Annotated in this window: 17 protein-coding genes and 1 riboswitch; of the genes, 8 read left to right on the plus strand and 9 right to left on the minus strand. The window is 41.6% G+C overall.

The features are described 5' to 3' along the window. Window positions 1–262 precede the first annotated feature (262 nt). The 3 genes from ACTG7L_RS07085 to ACTG7L_RS07095 are packed head-to-tail and all read right to left on the minus strand — an operon-like array spanning window position 263 to window position 2,703. Window positions 263–1,609 (minus strand): anti-phage deoxyguanosine triphosphatase, encoded by a 1,347-nt coding sequence (locus tag ACTG7L_RS07085; protein ID WP_439327979.1) that lies wholly within the window; start codon window positions 1,607–1,609, stop codon window positions 263–265. After that, entirely contained in the window at window positions 1,610–2,293 is a 684-nt protein-coding gene (locus ACTG7L_RS07090; protein WP_439327980.1) for a CidB/LrgB family autolysis modulator, read from the minus strand. Then, window positions 2,290–2,703: a CidA/LrgA family protein gene (locus tag ACTG7L_RS07095; RefSeq protein ID WP_439327981.1), complete on the minus strand. Its 414-nt coding sequence runs from the start codon at window positions 2,701–2,703 to the stop codon at window positions 2,290–2,292. Before ACTG7L_RS07095 ends, ACTG7L_RS07090 begins: the two co-directional genes overlap by 4 nt. A 122-nt stretch (window positions 2,704–2,825) precedes the next feature. Here ACTG7L_RS07095 and ACTG7L_RS07100 point away from each other — a divergent pair, with 122 nt between their 5' ends. From ACTG7L_RS07100 to ACTG7L_RS07110, 3 genes are read left to right on the plus strand one after another with little or no spacing between them, the layout of a single operon-like run. Next, window positions 2,826–3,320, plus strand: coding sequence for a thermonuclease family protein (locus ACTG7L_RS07100; protein ID WP_439327982.1), 495 nt, complete (start codon window positions 2,826–2,828; stop codon window positions 3,318–3,320). Continuing rightward, window positions 3,320–4,516 (plus strand): cysteine desulfurase, encoded by a 1,197-nt coding sequence (locus ACTG7L_RS07105; RefSeq protein ID WP_439327983.1) that lies wholly within the window; start codon window positions 3,320–3,322, stop codon window positions 4,514–4,516. Before ACTG7L_RS07100 ends, ACTG7L_RS07105 begins: the two co-directional genes overlap by 1 nt. 9 nt (window positions 4,517–4,525) lie before the next feature. After that, on the plus strand, window positions 4,526–4,903 hold the full coding sequence (locus ACTG7L_RS07110) for a SufE family protein (protein WP_439328077.1): 378 nt from the start codon (window positions 4,526–4,528) through the stop codon (window positions 4,901–4,903). Window position 4,904: 1 nt separating this feature from the next. Here ACTG7L_RS07110 and ACTG7L_RS07115 read toward each other — a convergent pair whose 3' ends face one another. The 3 genes from ACTG7L_RS07115 to ACTG7L_RS07125 are packed head-to-tail and all read right to left on the minus strand — an operon-like array spanning window position 4,905 to window position 6,897. Continuing rightward, window positions 4,905–5,234, minus strand: coding sequence for a branched-chain amino acid transporter permease (locus ACTG7L_RS07115; protein ID WP_439327984.1), 330 nt, complete (start codon window positions 5,232–5,234; stop codon window positions 4,905–4,907). Continuing rightward, entirely contained in the window at window positions 5,231–5,968 is a 738-nt protein-coding gene (locus ACTG7L_RS07120) for an AzlC family ABC transporter permease (protein ID WP_439327985.1), read from the minus strand. Before ACTG7L_RS07120 ends, ACTG7L_RS07115 begins: the two co-directional genes overlap by 4 nt. A gap of 2 nt (window positions 5,969–5,970) precedes the next feature. Further along, window positions 5,971–6,897, minus strand: a complete 927-nt coding sequence (locus ACTG7L_RS07125; RefSeq protein ID WP_439327986.1) for a LysR family transcriptional regulator — start codon at window positions 6,895–6,897, stop codon at window positions 5,971–5,973. Window positions 6,898–7,079: 182 nt separating this feature from the next. Here ACTG7L_RS07125 and ACTG7L_RS07130 point away from each other — a divergent pair, with 182 nt between their 5' ends. Then, window positions 7,080–9,329, plus strand: a complete 2,250-nt coding sequence (locus ACTG7L_RS07130; protein ID WP_439327987.1) for a TonB-dependent receptor — start codon at window positions 7,080–7,082, stop codon at window positions 9,327–9,329. Between the two features lie 44 nt (window positions 9,330–9,373). Here the strand turns inward: ACTG7L_RS07130 and ykgO are convergent, their stop codons facing one another. After that, window positions 9,374–9,517: a type B 50S ribosomal protein L36 gene (gene ykgO, locus ACTG7L_RS07135; protein WP_386690910.1), complete on the minus strand. Its 144-nt coding sequence runs from the start codon at window positions 9,515–9,517 to the stop codon at window positions 9,374–9,376. A gap of 9 nt (window positions 9,518–9,526) precedes the next feature. After that, window positions 9,527–9,793: a type B 50S ribosomal protein L31 gene (locus ACTG7L_RS07140; RefSeq protein WP_386687186.1), complete on the minus strand. Its 267-nt coding sequence runs from the start codon at window positions 9,791–9,793 to the stop codon at window positions 9,527–9,529. Between the two features lie 275 nt (window positions 9,794–10,068). On the opposite strand from ACTG7L_RS07140, the gene metE reads away from it, so the two are divergent. The 3 genes from metE (at window position 10,069) to ACTG7L_RS07155 (ending at window position 13,833) form a co-directional block, all read left to right on the plus strand. Beyond that, the gene (metE, locus tag ACTG7L_RS07145) at window positions 10,069–12,339 is read left to right on the plus strand and encodes a 5-methyltetrahydropteroyltriglutamate--homocysteine S-methyltransferase (protein WP_439327988.1); all 2,271 of its coding nucleotides are present in this window, start codon (window positions 10,069–10,071) and stop codon (window positions 12,337–12,339) included. A gap of 72 nt (window positions 12,340–12,411) precedes the next feature. After that, window positions 12,412–12,508: riboswitch (TPP riboswitch) on the plus strand. Next, window positions 12,500–13,159: a thiaminase II gene (gene tenA / locus ACTG7L_RS07150; RefSeq protein WP_439327989.1), complete on the plus strand. Its 660-nt coding sequence runs from the start codon at window positions 12,500–12,502 to the stop codon at window positions 13,157–13,159. It overlaps the preceding riboswitch by 9 nt. A gap of 71 nt (window positions 13,160–13,230) precedes the next feature. Further along, window positions 13,231–13,833, plus strand: a complete 603-nt coding sequence (locus tag ACTG7L_RS07155) for a hypothetical protein (protein WP_439327990.1) — start codon at window positions 13,231–13,233, stop codon at window positions 13,831–13,833. An 18-nt stretch (window positions 13,834–13,851) separates the two neighbouring features. Here ACTG7L_RS07155 and ACTG7L_RS07160 read toward each other — a convergent pair whose 3' ends face one another. Then, window positions 13,852–14,769 (minus strand): RimK family alpha-L-glutamate ligase, encoded by a 918-nt coding sequence (locus ACTG7L_RS07160; protein WP_439327991.1) that lies wholly within the window; start codon window positions 14,767–14,769, stop codon window positions 13,852–13,854. A gap of 96 nt (window positions 14,770–14,865) precedes the next feature. Between ACTG7L_RS07160 and ACTG7L_RS07165 the strand changes: the two genes are divergently transcribed. Next, window positions 14,866–15,132 (plus strand): GrxA family glutaredoxin, encoded by a 267-nt coding sequence (locus ACTG7L_RS07165; protein ID WP_439258124.1) that lies wholly within the window; start codon window positions 14,866–14,868, stop codon window positions 15,130–15,132. The last annotated feature ends 27 nt before the right edge of the window (window positions 15,133–15,159 follow it).

Consider the following 15,159-nt stretch of genomic DNA (forward strand, 5'->3'; position numbering starts at 1 on the left):
TTAAGACTTCAAGTTTTATTTAATTTTTTAAAACAAGTCAATCAACAAGTGCCCACACAGATTGTCTGATAAATTGTTAAAGAACAAATCGCTATCTTTAAGCGAAAATAAAACGACGCACGTTAGAAAGTTTAAGTTTTCACAACAGTGCGTCGTTGTGTGGAGCGTATTATAGAGATCTGAAAATCCTTTGCAAGTATTTTTTGCAAAAAAATCTAAAATTTTAACTAACTGTTTATTTTTCCAACTTTACCGATTATTTTTACGTCAACTGCCGATATACTTTTAACGCATAAGCATCTGACATGCCCGCCATATAATCACAAATAATCCGTTTTTTGCCTTGCGGTTCGGCATTTAACCAACGATTTACTGTATTTCGTGGCAATAAACGTTCTGGATCACTGGCAAAAATTTGGAACATTTCGGTTAAAATACGTTGCCCTTTATATTCAATACGTTGGGTTTCCACATCACGAATCACATATTTAAACACAAAGGCTTTAAACACGTTTAACACGTCTTCCACTTCGGTGGGTAATTCGGCATTATAACGTAACAACGGTTCGGCAAAATCTGCCGTTAATTTCCACCGCACATTGGTAATAAAGAAATTCACCAATGCCCCAATGGCGTTTTTGCGTTCATAATGGTATTCTGAAAATAATTTGCTCGTTAAAGCATCAATATTTTTGACAATCCATTCTGATGAACAGGCCTTTAATTCTCGTAACGCAATTTGCCACAGATTTTGGTCAATCATGCCAACCACGATGGCATCTTCAAAATCATGTACGCCATAAGCAATGTCATCCGCCAATTCCATAATGCTACAATCTAAGGATTTAAAGCGTGTTTTCAAAAATTCGCTCGGTTCCGACCGCACTTTTTTTAATGAAGTAAATAACTGTTTATCTTGCGTAGATAAAGGTTGCAATAGCCAATCAAACACTGGCAAATCATCACGAAAAATGCCTTTCCCCGGTCGCCAATCAAAGGCCCTAAAATCTTGCTCCGAAGAAGAAAGTGCGGTGTATTTTGGTGAAGTTTCATCTAAAATCGCCGGATATTTCACGATCCCCAACAGCGTCCGGCGAGTCAAGTTCATTCCCGCATTTTGCGTATAAGGCTCTAATTTGGTTAATAAACGGAACGTTTGTGCATTGCCCTCAAAGCCCCCCACATCATACATCATTGAATTTAAAGCCGTTTCGCCACCATGCCCAAAAGGTGGGTGGCCAATATCATGAGCAAAACACAGACTTTCAATCAAATCTGCGGTAGGCAAAAGTGGCTTGATTTCTTGTTGTAACAAGGCTTTGTCTAGCTGTAATTGATCCGCCAAGGCTTTGTAAGTATCAATTAATTTTAATTGGGAAACGAGACTACTGCCAATTTGCGCCACCTCTAAAGAATGGGTTAATCTTGTACGGAAAAAATCATTTTCACCCACGGCGTGAATTTGCGTTTTCGCCTGTAAACAACGAAATGCCGCACTGTGCAAAATTCTCGCACGATCACGTCGAAAAGGTGGACGATGATCTTTCTCTCTGGGTTTATCATTAATAAAGCGTTCAAGCCAAATGGGATCTAACGTATTTTTTAACATTTATGCCACCATATACAATAAGTGAAAAACCAAAGGTGCAAGCACAGAACTCAAAATACCGCATAACACCAACGCAATGGAGCTATACGTCGAGGCGGTCACATCATGTTCCATTAAAGCGGCCGTACCAATCGCATGGGAAGTGGCTCCCACCGCAATACCAATGCCCTCGGAACTGGTCAGGCGAAGTTTACGCAAAATGACATACCCCACCACGGCACCTTGCACCCCCGCCACGACTACGCCCACCGAGGCCATGGACGGAATGCCACCTAAATGGCCAGAAATCGCCATGGCAATCGGCATGGTGACCGATTTAGACATCACGGTTGCCACGATTTCTGGGTTGGCCCCTAACCACAACGCAAACCCACCTGCCGTCAACATGGCAATTAATGAGGCCAATGTGGTCACAAATAAAATGCTTTTCCAAAATGCTGCAATTCGCCGTAATTGTTCATATAACGGCAAAGCTAACGCCACGATACTGACGGCCATTAAATTGTTTAAAGGGGCGTTGCCGGCCATATAATTTTCATAAGGCACGTTGGCAAGTAACAAAGCACCAATCAAAATAGACGCCGTCAACACAAAGGTATTTAACAACACCGATTTTAAGCGTTTATTAATTTGCACCGCCAAAAAAAAGCTGGCAATGGTTAACAAAGAATAGGCGTAAATCATGCTTGCTCCTTAATTCGACGCTGTAATACTTTTTTGCGTAAGCGAGTAAAAGAACGTCGCATAAATAAATAATCCGTCAAGGTTCCCACAATAATCAAAGTAATTAATGAACTCAAAACATTCGGAATTAACAAGGCTTTTGCTTGTGAAATAAGCATATCAAAATGTTGCATAATCCCCACACTAATCGGCACAAACAGCACCATCATATACCGAATAAGTAAATTGGCCCCGAAAAAAATCCATTCTACTTTAATCACTTGCGTGGTTAAACCCAAGAAAAGTAACAATAATCCCACAATGCTGCCCGGAATACCAAGTGGAACCCAATAGACAATCCCATTCCCAAGCCAAAGAAAGGCATATAAAATCGCTAAAGAGCGAACTAAATCAATTAGTTTTTGTTTCATCTTCTCTCTCGTTTTTATTCAACTTTTTTGATAAATTTTATCGATTTATTTTACGCTTATTTTTTCACTTTTGTGATTTTTTCGGTAAAATGTCATTCACCTTTGATTTATACCAAAAAATAATGAAAAAAATAACCTTTTTATTCACCGCACTTGTCTTTTTTCTATTCAGTCACAACGCCTTAAGTGCAGAACGTTGGGTCAACTGTCGTGTGGTTGGCATTAGTGACGGCGACACCATCACCTGTTTATTAGCCAATAATAAGCAACTCAAAGTACGTTTGGCCGAAATTGACGCCCCAGAAAAGGCCCAAGCCTTTGGCAATCGTGCTAAACAAATGCTAGCACAACTTATCCATAAAACCCAAGTCACCTTGCAAATTTCTGACTATGATCGTTACGGTCGCACGGTGGCAACGATCTACAAAGATCGGGAAAATATCAATCTTAAAATGGTACAATTAGGCATGGCTTGGGCTTATACAAAATATATGCGTCACCCAGAATATCTCCAAATGCAACAAATCGCTCAACAACAACGTATCGGCTTATGGCGTGATCCCAATCCCATGCCACCCAGTGAATTTCGCAAACTCAAACGACAAGGTAAAAAATAATGTTTAATGCGATCCCATTTCGTCAAGACTTCCCTTATTTTAACCAAACAGATGCCGTCGTCTATTTGGATAACGCCGCCACCGCTTTAAAACCGCAAGCGTTGATTGATGCCACCGTGGCATTTTATCAATCTGCAGGCTCCGTGCATCGTAGTCAATATGACGAAAAAAACACCACACTTTATGAACAAGCTCGCAGCCGAGTGAAACAGCTCATTAATGCGGAAAGTGAACAAGCGGTGATTTGGACATCTGGCACCACGCAAGCCATTAACACCGTGGCCAACGGCTTACTTCCCCATTTTCAACCTGATGATGAAATTATCATCAGCGAGGCCGATCACCATGCCAATTTTGTCACGTGGCACGCTATCGCCGAAAAGTGCGGTGCAAAATTACATATTTTACCGATCTTAGATAACTTTTTAATTGACGAACAAGCTCTCGTTTCCGCCCTAAACGCACGCACAAAATTGGTGGCGTTAAATTTCATATCTAACGTCACAGGCACACAACAGCCCATCCAACAACTGATTGAAAAAATTCGCCAATTTTCCACCGCACTGATTTTAGTGGATGCCGCTCAAGCCATTAGCCATATCAAAATCGATCTGCAAAAATTGGATGCAGATTTTATTGCATTCTCCGCCCACAAAATTTATGGCCCAAACGGCTTAGGCGTGTTAAGCGGCAAACTGTCCGCCTTAGAAAAAATGCAACCGCTACAATATGGCGGAAAAATGGTGGCCTTTGCCTCAAAACAAGAAATTCGCTATGCAGAACTTCCCTATCGTTTAGAGGCTGGTACGCCGAATATTGCCGCCGTAATCGGCTTTAATGCTGTGTTAATATGGTTAGAAAAATGGGATATTGAACAAGCGGAACAGTACGCTTTACATCTCGCCGAACAAACAAAAGTGCGGTTAAAAACTTACCCAAATTGTCGTTTATTTTCTGCCCCACAACCTAGCACCGTGATCAGCTTTGTGTTTGACAATATCGCCTGTTCTGATCTCGCCACCCTGCTTGCCGAACAATATATCGCCTTACGCACCGGCGTACATTGTGCCATGCCTTATCTCGCTCGTTTAGGTGTGCCTAGCACATTACGCCTCAGTTTTGCTCCTTACAACACCGAGCAAGATGTACAAGCCTTTTTTACTGCCTTAGATAAAGCACTGGAATTATTGGACTAAAAAATGGACATTATCGAACAAATTCAACAAGCTAAAAACTGGGAAGAACGCTATCGCTTGCTAATTCAAGCCGGTAAAAACCTCACCAAACCCAGTGACGAAGAATTGGCCCAATGGCAAGAAATTCAAGGTTGCGAAGTCAGATTATGGTGTAAAATCTCACCAAATTTAGACCGCACTTTACAGTTACAGGCTTATAGTGAGGCACGGATTATGAATGGTTTGCTGTATGTGTTGATTAACCATGTCAATAACAAACCGACAGAAGAAATTCAACAATTTGATTTAACGAGATTTTTCACCGACTTGGGAATTGCACAACGATTAAGTAGCACAAGGTTAAATGGTTTAAAACAAATTGAGCAAGGTATTAAGGCGCAGTCTTAAACTACACAAACACGCCTTGCACCAACCCCATATATAAAGCCGTCCCCACTGCCATGGACAAAAACATATTTTTCTTCCAAAGGTGCAAAGCTAACGTCAACACGCCCGCAATAAAATCAGGAATGCCATGATAACCTTGCAAAATCTCGACGTTTTTATAGCAATACACCACCAACATACCGAACATAGCCGCAGGCAACACTTTGCCTAAATAACGAATATATTCAGGAATCGGGCGGTTGGCGGGGAAGATCCAAAACGGCAGTAATCGGCAAAATTGCACGCCTAACACACCCATAGCAATGGTGATAATTTGTTCGGTTAAGGTCATGGATTTTCTCCCGTTAAACGAATAATTTTGCTTGCTAATTTCGCACGGCGTAAGGTTAATAGGCCCCAAATGGTGAACAAAGTCGGAACTAGAAAATGTTCTTTGCCAACGGTCACGAGGAAAAATAAGGTAATGCCTAAGCCTAATAAACTGCTTTCGTGGGATTTTTCTTTCAGCCAATTTTCCGCAAAAATCACGATAAATAATGCGGTCATGGCAAATTCAATGCCTTTTAAACTAAAAGGCACAATGTCCGTGGCCAGATTCCCGACCACGGCACCAATCACCCAGTAGACTTGCAAATAAAGGCTAACAAAGAAGTAATACCACCCCTTGTCTAAATATTCTGGCACGTTGGCCATATAATTTAATGAAAAGGCTTCGTCTGACATGGTTGAAATTAAATACCAACGTTTTTTACCCAACTGTTTGCCGTATTTTTCTAACATGGAAATGCTGTAAAACACTTGGCGACCACTCACCATTAACGTGACCAACAGCACAGAAAGTGGCGAAAAAATAGCGGTCAAAGAGGTGGCAACAATAAATTCCACAGATCCCGCATAAATCAAGGCTGCCATAAAAAACGGAAACCATACGCCAAAGCCGAGCACTTTCATATAAATACCGTAAGCCACGCCGAGGAAAAGATAGCCAATAATCATGGGGACAGAATAAGGAAAAGCCGCTTTGGCAGCCGCCCAAACTGCGGTGCTTTTTGGCTGATTTTGCATAATTACTCCAAAATCGACAACCCAGGTAACGTAGAAAAACTTTGCGACTTCACCGTGTCATAAAAATCATCAATAAAGGCACTGTCGCCGTCAATTTCACGATAGGCACAATAAAGATTGCTGTATAAACGTTGCTCGGTAATTTGACGTGCCACCACATAACCCCGATCTAAATAAGGTTTCACCGCCCAAAATGGCAATGCGGCTATACCTCGTTTACTGGCGACTAATTGAATAATCGCAATGGTCAATTCACTAGTACGGCGTGTGGGATTAATCCCCGCCGGACGCAAGACTTTGCGGAGTAAATCCAACATATCATCGGGTACAGGATAAGTAATCCAAGTTTGATCAGCAAAATCTTCCGCTTGCCAGATTTCTTTTTGAGCTAAGGGGTGATCTTTGGCGCACAACCCGACCATTTCGTAGGAAAATAACGGCTTATAAATAATCCCGTCAGTGGGTTCCATTTCTGACACAATCGCCCAATCCGCACGGTGAGTAAGCAATAATCCGACGGTATCCGTATGAAAACCCGATACAATATCCAATTCCACCAACGGCCAATGGCTACGGAAACTGTCCATCGCCGGCATAAGCCAGTCAAAGCAAGTATGGCATTCCACCGCAATACGCAACTCCCCCGCCTCGCCTTGTTTGACGCGAGAAAGATCCCTTTCCGCCTCAATAACTTTAGGTAACACATCGTTGGCTAATTTAATTAATCGTTCCCCTGCGGGCGTAAAATGTAAAGGGGTGGTTTTGCGTTCAAATAACGGCAAACCATATTGATCTTCCAATAATTTAATCTGATGCGATAAGGCGGATTGCGTGAGATAGACCCGTTTTGCGGCTAAAGAAACCGAACCGGTTTCTTTTAAGGCTAATAAGGTTTTGAGATGTCGTAGTTCAAGGAAAATGGGTTTCATGAGCGTAATTCATACAAAGCAACAAAAGAATGAATTATATTCTACATTAAAATGTACCGCAGTTTAACTTAAAAATAGAGGATTCATTTCAAATCTTATTTTTCATCAAAAAAAATGCTTGCAAATTTCAGCAAATACAGTTATTTTTCTGCGCGAATTATTTATATAGGGAAATAACAATAATGAAATTGAAAAAAATAAGTTGGGCGATCATGCTCAGTTTGGGGATCATTCCCTCTGTCAGTGCGGTGGAAAAAACAGAAGTTTTAGAGATCATTCAAGTTACTGAAACAAACCAAAGCCCCATGAAAACGGTTCAGCAAACTGAACTCAAAAACGGGCCAACGTCGTTGGGGAATGCTTTAGCGAAACAAATGGGCATTCAATCTAATCACTTTGGTTCGGGGGCCTCGACGCCAGTTATTCGGGGACAAGAAAGTTACCGCAACAAGATTGTGCAAAATGGCGGAGATGTGGTGGATATGGCCAATATGTCGCCCGATCATGCGATTATGGTGGATCCAACATTAGCAAAAGACATCAAAATTATTCAAGGTGTGGATACGCTATTATATGCCTCGGGAATTACGGGCGCCGTGGTGAATGTGGAAGATGATAAAATTCCTACACAACGTCCAACACGCACGGTGGAGGGCAGCTTAGATGCGCATTATAACGCCAATAATCAAGAGCAATTATATAATCTCGCCACCAATGTCAAATTATCTGACCATCTGGTTTTGCACCTTGAGGGCCTACACCGTCAGGCTAAAAATTACAAGTCAGCGGGCTATACGGAAAGATACACGGTGGAAAACCCTTGTAATAATTCCGATACACCAGAATGTATTGAGGCTATTTTCGCTGATGACTATGAAGAAAATATTGAAGAATCAAAAAATTATCGTTATATCAATAACTCTGAGGCCAAATCGAAACAAGGGGCGATTGGGTTATCTTGGATTGGTGAAAAAGGCTATTTGGGTATCGCTTACACCGACAGACGTGATCGCTATGGATTAACCGGACACGAACATAAAGCCCATTTTTGTCATATTCACACCCATGAAGAAAATGACGAATATTTGGAGGGGATTAACCTGCATTGTGAGCATACTAGCGTCAATATTGATGAAGATTTCCACAATCACGATCCAAGTCAACCAGAGCAATATGCCAAACTTAGATTACACTTGAAACGGGTCGATCTGCGTGGTGCATTAAATCAGCCAATAAAAGGCATTGAGCAAATTCGCTTTATGGCCAATGATAGTCGCTATGAACATAAGGAAATCGAGGGGCAATACACCATGTCGAGTTTCCGCCATAATGGTCAATCTTTGCGAATGGAAATGGATCATCAACCCACTGCACAATGGTCGGGAACCGTCGCTTTGCAATACAGTAAAGATCTGATCGACAGTGCCGGTTACGAAGGGATTTTAGATAAAAATACCACGCACTTATACGGCTTATCTGGCGTTGAACGCTATCAATGGCAAGATCTCACCTTTTCGTTATCAGGGCGAATTGATCATCAAAAAATTCAACTTGCCGACGATAAACAGCTACACCGAGGTAAACGCATGGATCCATTACGCAGCATGCAATATGAAACCACCACGTATTCTTTTGCTACGGGAATAGACTGGCAACTCACCTCAGAATGGAAAAGTGGCTTGACCTTTTCACACCAAGAACGTGCACCAAGTGTACAAGAACTCTATGCCCGAGGTACCCACGTGGCCACCAATTCCTATGAATTTGGCGATGAGCAATATGACCGTACCATTAATAATTTGCTGATTGATACCCAAGTTTACGATCAATTTGGCATTCATGAACGGCTGAAAAAAGAAAAATCCAATAATTTGGATATCAGCCTACAATTTAATAATGACCAATGGCAAAGCTATGTGGGCGTTTATTATAAACATTTTAGTAACTACATTTACGCCCACACCATGGATCGTTTTGCGCATTTCCGCCTCTTGCGTTATGCTCAACAACCGGCTCGTTTTTATGGCGCCGAGGGCAATATCAGTTATCGTTTTCACCCCAAATATCGCCTGAGCTTATTCGGTGATTATGTGCGAGGGAAATTGGACAATGGCAACGTGCCTCGTATGCCTGCCGCCCGTTTAGGCAGTCGCTTTAATGCGGATTTAACCAATAATTTATCCGCTAGCCTTGAATATACGCATACGTTCAGCCAACACAAAACCGCACATAATGAATTACCCGTCGGCGGGCATAATATGCTGAATGCAGCCTTGAGTTATGTCGGCGATTTGGGTCAACGGGTTAATTATCGCTTGACCCTTGATGTGAATAATATTCTTAATCAAAAAGTGTATGCGAGTACCTCGTATCTCTCGCATATTCCATTAATGGGACGAAATGTTGCCATGGGCGCCAGTGTGTTATTTTAAGCTGACAAAAAAATGCCCCGTTTTCAACAACGGGGCATTTTTTATTATCTTCTTTTTTTCTTCATTCCCTGACGGGCTTTAAAACGAGGATTTTCCTTACAAATCACATACACCACACCATGACGGCGCACAACTTTACAGCCAGGGTGACGTGTTTTGGCACTTTTTAATGAGGATAATACTTGCATGCTGACTCCTTATTTTGATTTTAATGCGCCGAATTTGCCATAACGATTGGTAAAGTCACTGGCTCGACCCTCATTACCAATTTGACGTGTTTTACCCGTGTAAAACGGATGTGAGGCAGAGGACGTATCACACATAAATACAGGATATTCTTTGCCGTCTTCCCATTTCATGGTATTGGTGGTTCTGGCACAAGAACGGATTAAAAAGCCTTGTTTGGCGTTGCTATCATAAAATAACACGGTACGATAATTATCGGGATGGATTCCTTTTTTCATATTTACACCTTATTTTTTATTGAAAAATAACTAGACTGCGAATATTACCCTAAATAGGCGCATTTCGCAAAACTTATTTTTCAAAAACAAAAAAGATTTTCACCGCACTTTTGTTTATCGATTCTTTATCCAATATTCAATTATTAAAATTATTCATACAAAAAATGAAAATTATGAGTTTGCTTAATAAACTAGAATTCGGCATTATCTCAATCAAGCGGACGTTTAGCCGTCTAAATAGAAATTTATTATTCCCATTATAATAGGAGCAAGATATGACCACATTTCATGTATTAGGATTCCCTCGTGTTGGTGCAAAACGTGAACTTAAATTTGCACAGGAACGCTACTGGCGTAAAGAATTAAGCGAGCAAGATTTATTAGAGTTAGCCAAAGCCTTGCGTGAAAAAAATTGGCAACACCAAGCGGATGCCAATGCCGATTTCGTGGCAACCGGCGATTTCACGTTCTACGATCACATCTTAGATTTACAAGTGGCCACTGGCGCCATTCCTGCACGTTTCGGCTTTGATAGCCAGAATTTAACCTTAAGCCAATATTTTGAATTAGCACGGGGTAACAAAGATCAATTTGCGATTGAAATGACCAAATGGTTTGATACTAACTACCATTATTTAGTACCTGAATTTGCCAAAAACACCCAATTTAAAGCCAACCCCGCCCATTATGTGAATCAGTATCGTGAGGCAGTGGCAAAAGGACATAAAGCCAAACCTGTGATTGTTGGACCATTGACATTCCTTTGGTTAGGGAAAGAAAAAGGCGAAACCTTTGATCGCTTTGATTTATTGAAAGATTTAGTGCCAGTTTATCAACAAATTTTAACCGCACTTGCCAACGAGGGCGCCGAATGGATTCAAATTGATGAACCTGCGTTAGCCTTAGATTTACCACAAGCATGGATTAACGCATTCCAATCTGTGTATGCGGAATTAAGCCAAGTTAAAGCGAAAATTTTATTAGCCACTTACTTCGGTTCTGTGGCAGAACATGCGCCATTATTAAAAGCCTTGCCAGTGGCAGGTTTACACCTTGATTTAGTACGTGCGCCAGAACAATTAGCCGCTTTCGCCGATTATGACAAAGTGCTTTCTGCGGGCGTGATTGACGGTCGTAACATTTGGCGTGCGAACTTAAATAGCGTGCTTGATGTGTTAGAACCATTAAAAGCAAAATTAGCAGATCGTTTATGGATTGCCCCAAGCTGTTCATTATTGCACACGCCTTATGATTTAAGCGTAGAAACCCAATTACAAGCGAACAACCCTGATCTTTATTCTTGGTTAGCGTTCACGTTACAAAAAGTGGAAGAATTAAACGTATTAAAACAAGCGTTAAACAATGGCCGTGCGTCAGTGCAAGCCCAATTAGACGCCAGCCAAACGGCGGCTGATGCTCGTGCGAACAGCAAAGTGATCCACAAAGCGGAAGTGGCAGCACGTTTAGCCAACTTACCAACAGGCGCCGATCAACGTAAATCACCGTTTGCAGAACGTATCGCTAAACAAAATGCGTGGTTAAATTTACCCTTATTACCGACCACCAACATCGGTTCATTCCCACAAACTAGCGAAATCCGTCACGCACGTGCCAGTTTCAAAAAAGGTGAATTGTCTTTAGCCGATTATGAAACAGCAATGAAAAAAGAAATCGAATATGTGGTGCGTAAACAAGAAGAATTAGACTTAGATGTGTTGGTGCACGGTGAGGCAGAACGTAACGACATGGTGGAATACTTTGGCGAATTATTAGACGGTTTTGCATTCACTAAATTCGGTTGGGTGCAAAGCTACGGTTCACGTTGTGTGAAACCACCTGTAATTTTCGGTGATGTCACCCGTCCAGAGCCAATGACCGTGCGTTGGTCGCAATATGCGCAAAGCCTCACCAAAAAAGTGATGAAAGGCATGTTGACAGGTCCAGTTACCATTCTGCAATGGTCATTTGTGCGTAACGATATTCCACGTTCAACCGTATGTAAACAAATCGGCGTGGCCTTGTCTGATGAAGTATTAGACTTAGAAAAAGCAGGCATCAAAGTGATTCAAATTGACGAACCTGCGATTCGTGAGGGCTTGCCACTCAAACGTGCGGATTGGGATGCTTATTTACAATGGGCAGGCGAGGCGTTCCGCTTGAGCTACATGGGCGTGGCAGACGATACACAAATTCACACGCACATGTGTTACTCTGAATTTAACGACATCTTACCTGCCATTGCCGGCTTAGATGCGGACGTGATCACCATTGAAACCTCACGCTCTGATATGGAATTATTAACCGCATTCGGCGATTTCCACTATCCGAACGACATTGGCCCAGGTGTATACGATATTCACAGCCCACGTGTGCCAACAGAGGCAGAAGTGGAACACTTGTTACGCAAAGCATTAAACGTAGTGCCAAAAGAACGTTTATGGGTCAACCCAGACTGCGGTTTAAAAACCCGTGGCTGGCCAGAAACTATCGCGCAATTAGAAGTGATGATGAACGTGACGAAAAAATTGCGTGCTGAATTAGCGTAATATGAAATAGGCTATTTAGCCCCGTATGCAACATACGGGGCTTTTTTTATGGTTGATTTTTTGCTACACTCAAAAACCTAGTCGGGGTGCTTTTTCATCAAAAGCTGAGAAGATACCCGTTGAACCTGAAACAGATAATACTGATGTAGGAAACTAAATTATGTCAAATAACGCTAACTTTATCCAAACCCTTATCCAACAAGCTCAACCTCATTGGCATGATTATGTTGAACATGATTTTGTGCAACAGCTCGGGCAAGGCACACTACCAATCAGCCGTTTTCAATATTATTTAAAGCAAGATTATTTATACCTTTTCCACTACAATCGTGCCTTAGCCTTAGCGATATTTAAAGCGGAAAATTTTGAGCAAATGCGAGAAATTCATCAGGCCATTACAGTTTTATTAGAAGAAATTCAATTACATATCGATTTCTGTCAAGAATGGGAAATTGCTGAACAAGACTTACAGAATCTTGCTGAAGATCCCGCTTGCGTGGCCTACACTCGCTATGTACTAGATTGTGGTATCACGGGCGGACTTGCGGAACTTTATGCCGCCATCGCCCCTTTTGCTATTGGTTATGCGGAAATTGGCTTGCGTTTAAAACAGCAAAATAACCTGCCCAATAATCCTTATCAAAAATGGATTGACACTTACGCCGATGAAAGTTTTCAAACGGCGGTGGAAAAATATCAAGATTTTTTAACCGCACTTTGCCAAGATTTAAACCCAAAACAATTAGCCAATATTCAACACATTTTCACCACAGCGACCCGAATGGAAGTGGCATTTTGGCAAATGGGGTTAGATCATTAATTTTTTTATACTTTGCTGATGAAATTATTGCTATAATTCGCACAATATTTTATTTCAGCACGGTTCATTCAATGAAATTTAAACTGATTTTAGGCTTATTATGCGGATTATTGCCCGCTGTTGTGTTGGCACAATGGAAATCTGTCGGCAAGGCAGATTATAACTGGGGGCCGTTTTTGGTGTATAGCATTACGCTGTCAACCGAAACGGGGCAATATCAAGAAAATCAACGTCCATTAATGCTGACGTTTACTTTCGATAAGCAAGTTGAAGGGAAAAATTTTGCGGTGACGTTGGTGCGGGAAATGGAAAGTTTGAAACTGACGCAAGCGGATACATCCGTTTGGTTAAAAGAGTTGCAACGTATTTTCCCTGACTTTTCGCCACAAGACCAACTGAGCTTTATTGCGTTAAAGGATAAAAGCTATTTTGTGCTAAATGATACGGTGTTAGATTATGAATTTGAGCCCGAATTTGCCCCAATTTTAACCGCAGTTTGGCTGTCTGATAAAACGAATTTTAGTAAAATGCGTGACATGTTGTTAAATCAACAAAATCTCGACAACGAAGAACCCAAAATAGAACGAGAAAACATTCCGTTAGATGAAGAAAATATCAATCCGCAGTTGCCTCCGGAATACCCGTTAGATGAACAACCGGAAGTGGTGTCTTAATTTTGCTATCAGCCCTGTTTAACAGGGCTTTTTCATGGCGTGATGATATTTTCGTTCTAACTGCATGATCATGGCCTGTGCAATATCCACACCGCTTGTTTTTTCAATTAATTCAAGGCCTGGGCTAGCATTGACTTCTAGCACCAATAAACCTTGTTCAGAACGAATTAAATCCACCCCTGCCACATCTAATCCTAAAGCCTTTGTCGCTTGAATAGCGAGGCTTTGTTGTGGTGGTGTGAGGGTGATTTTTTCGGCCAATCCACCACGGTGGAAGTTGGCCCGAAACTCGCCTTGTTGTCCTTGACGTTGCATGCTAGCGACGACGGCTTCGCCAACAACAAAACAACGAATATCCATATTTTCTGCCTCTGCCACAAAATCTTGTAACAACGCCACCACATGGGCCTCTTTCAATGTTTCCAAAATACTCACCGCACTTTGTGCTTTTTCCGCCAACATCACGCCGATCCCTTGTGAGCCAGTGAGGGTTTTTAAAATCGTTGGGCTATCCATTTGTGCCACTGCTTGCTTGGCGGAAAATTCACAGCCAGCTAAACCGCTACTTGGCACAGCCACACCCGCTTGTTGCAATAATTGCAGACTTTGCCATTTATCTCTAGCACGTAAAAAGGCCTGATCCTCATTTAAACACACCGCCCCCTGTGCGGTAAAATGACGTAACACGGCACAACCCATTTGAGTGCTTGCAATACCAAAACGAGGTAACACCGCCTCATATTGAGGCAATAAACGAGGGGAGGCTTGCGCTGAATCTTGATAGTAAATAGCAAAGTGCGGTGCATTTGCGCTGAGTTTTAATAAACAACGATTCGGATCGAGAATATCCATAGTATGTCCTCGCTGTTCTGCGACTTCTTTTAAGCGTTGGCAACTGTATAAACGGGATTCTCGGCATAGCATTAAAATATTCATAAGATTTTGGCGACTTAACTGTTAGAAAAAAACAATTTATATTTTTACTTAATTTCACGTAAAATACCACCACATTTAGTCAAAAAGGAAAAAACGATGTTTGTTAAAATTTATGGTCGTATGACTTGCCCATTTTGCGTGCGTGCAAAAACCTTAGCCGATAAACTTTCAACGGAAGTTGAGGGATTTAGCTATGAATTTATTGATATTATCGAAAAAGACATGAGCAAAGAGGATATTGCCAAAGCCATTGGTGTCGCCGAAGTCAAAACCGTTCCACAAGTGGTAGTGGATAACCAACCGATTGGCGGTTGCACAGATTTCCAAGCCTTTGCGCAACAAAAATTTGCCATTAGCCTGTAATTTTCCACAAAAAAACCTAGTGCATTA

Origin of the sequence: Lonepinella sp. BR2357, assembly GCF_051851525.1 — a bacterium.
Taxonomy (GTDB): Bacteria; Pseudomonadota; Gammaproteobacteria; order Enterobacterales; family Pasteurellaceae; genus Lonepinella.

What these genes read in the sequence shown, in the direction of transcription:
- ykgO (WP_386690910.1), bottom strand. Translation starts at nt 9,517, where the DNA reads ATGCAAGTATTATCCTCATTAAAAAGTGCCAAAACACGTCACCCTGGC.
- ACTG7L_RS07125 (WP_439327986.1), bottom strand. Translation starts at nt 6,897, where the DNA reads ATGAAACCCATTTTCCTTGAACTACGACATCTCAAAACCTTATTAGCC.
- ACTG7L_RS07095 (WP_439327981.1), bottom strand. Translation starts at nt 2,703, where the DNA reads ATGAAACAAAAACTAATTGATTTAGTTCGCTCTTTAGCGATTTTATAT.
- ACTG7L_RS07130 (WP_439327987.1), top strand. Translation starts at nt 7,080, where the DNA reads ATGAAATTGAAAAAAATAAGTTGGGCGATCATGCTCAGTTTGGGGATC.
- ACTG7L_RS07105 (WP_439327983.1), top strand. Translation starts at nt 3,320, where the DNA reads ATGTTTAATGCGATCCCATTTCGTCAAGACTTCCCTTATTTTAACCAA.
- metE (WP_439327988.1), top strand. Translation starts at nt 10,069, where the DNA reads ATGACCACATTTCATGTATTAGGATTCCCTCGTGTTGGTGCAAAACGT.
- ACTG7L_RS07120 (WP_439327985.1), bottom strand. Translation starts at nt 5,968, where the DNA reads ATGCAAAATCAGCCAAAAAGCACCGCAGTTTGGGCGGCTGCCAAAGCG.
- ACTG7L_RS07140 (WP_386687186.1), bottom strand. Translation starts at nt 9,793, where the DNA reads ATGAAAAAAGGAATCCATCCCGATAATTATCGTACCGTGTTATTTTAT.
- ACTG7L_RS07085 (WP_439327979.1), bottom strand. Translation starts at nt 1,609, where the DNA reads ATGTTAAAAAATACGTTAGATCCCATTTGGCTTGAACGCTTTATTAAT.
- ACTG7L_RS07165 (WP_439258124.1), top strand. Translation starts at nt 14,866, where the DNA reads ATGTTTGTTAAAATTTATGGTCGTATGACTTGCCCATTTTGCGTGCGT.
- ACTG7L_RS07160 (WP_439327991.1), bottom strand. Translation starts at nt 14,769, where the DNA reads ATGAATATTTTAATGCTATGCCGAGAATCCCGTTTATACAGTTGCCAA.
- tenA (WP_439327989.1), top strand. Translation starts at nt 12,500, where the DNA reads ATGTCAAATAACGCTAACTTTATCCAAACCCTTATCCAACAAGCTCAA.
- ACTG7L_RS07100 (WP_439327982.1), top strand. Translation starts at nt 2,826, where the DNA reads ATGAAAAAAATAACCTTTTTATTCACCGCACTTGTCTTTTTTCTATTC.
- ACTG7L_RS07090 (WP_439327980.1), bottom strand. Translation starts at nt 2,293, where the DNA reads ATGATTTACGCCTATTCTTTGTTAACCATTGCCAGCTTTTTTTTGGCG.
- ACTG7L_RS07115 (WP_439327984.1), bottom strand. Translation starts at nt 5,234, where the DNA reads ATGACCTTAACCGAACAAATTATCACCATTGCTATGGGTGTGTTAGGC.
- ACTG7L_RS07155 (WP_439327990.1), top strand. Translation starts at nt 13,231, where the DNA reads ATGAAATTTAAACTGATTTTAGGCTTATTATGCGGATTATTGCCCGCT.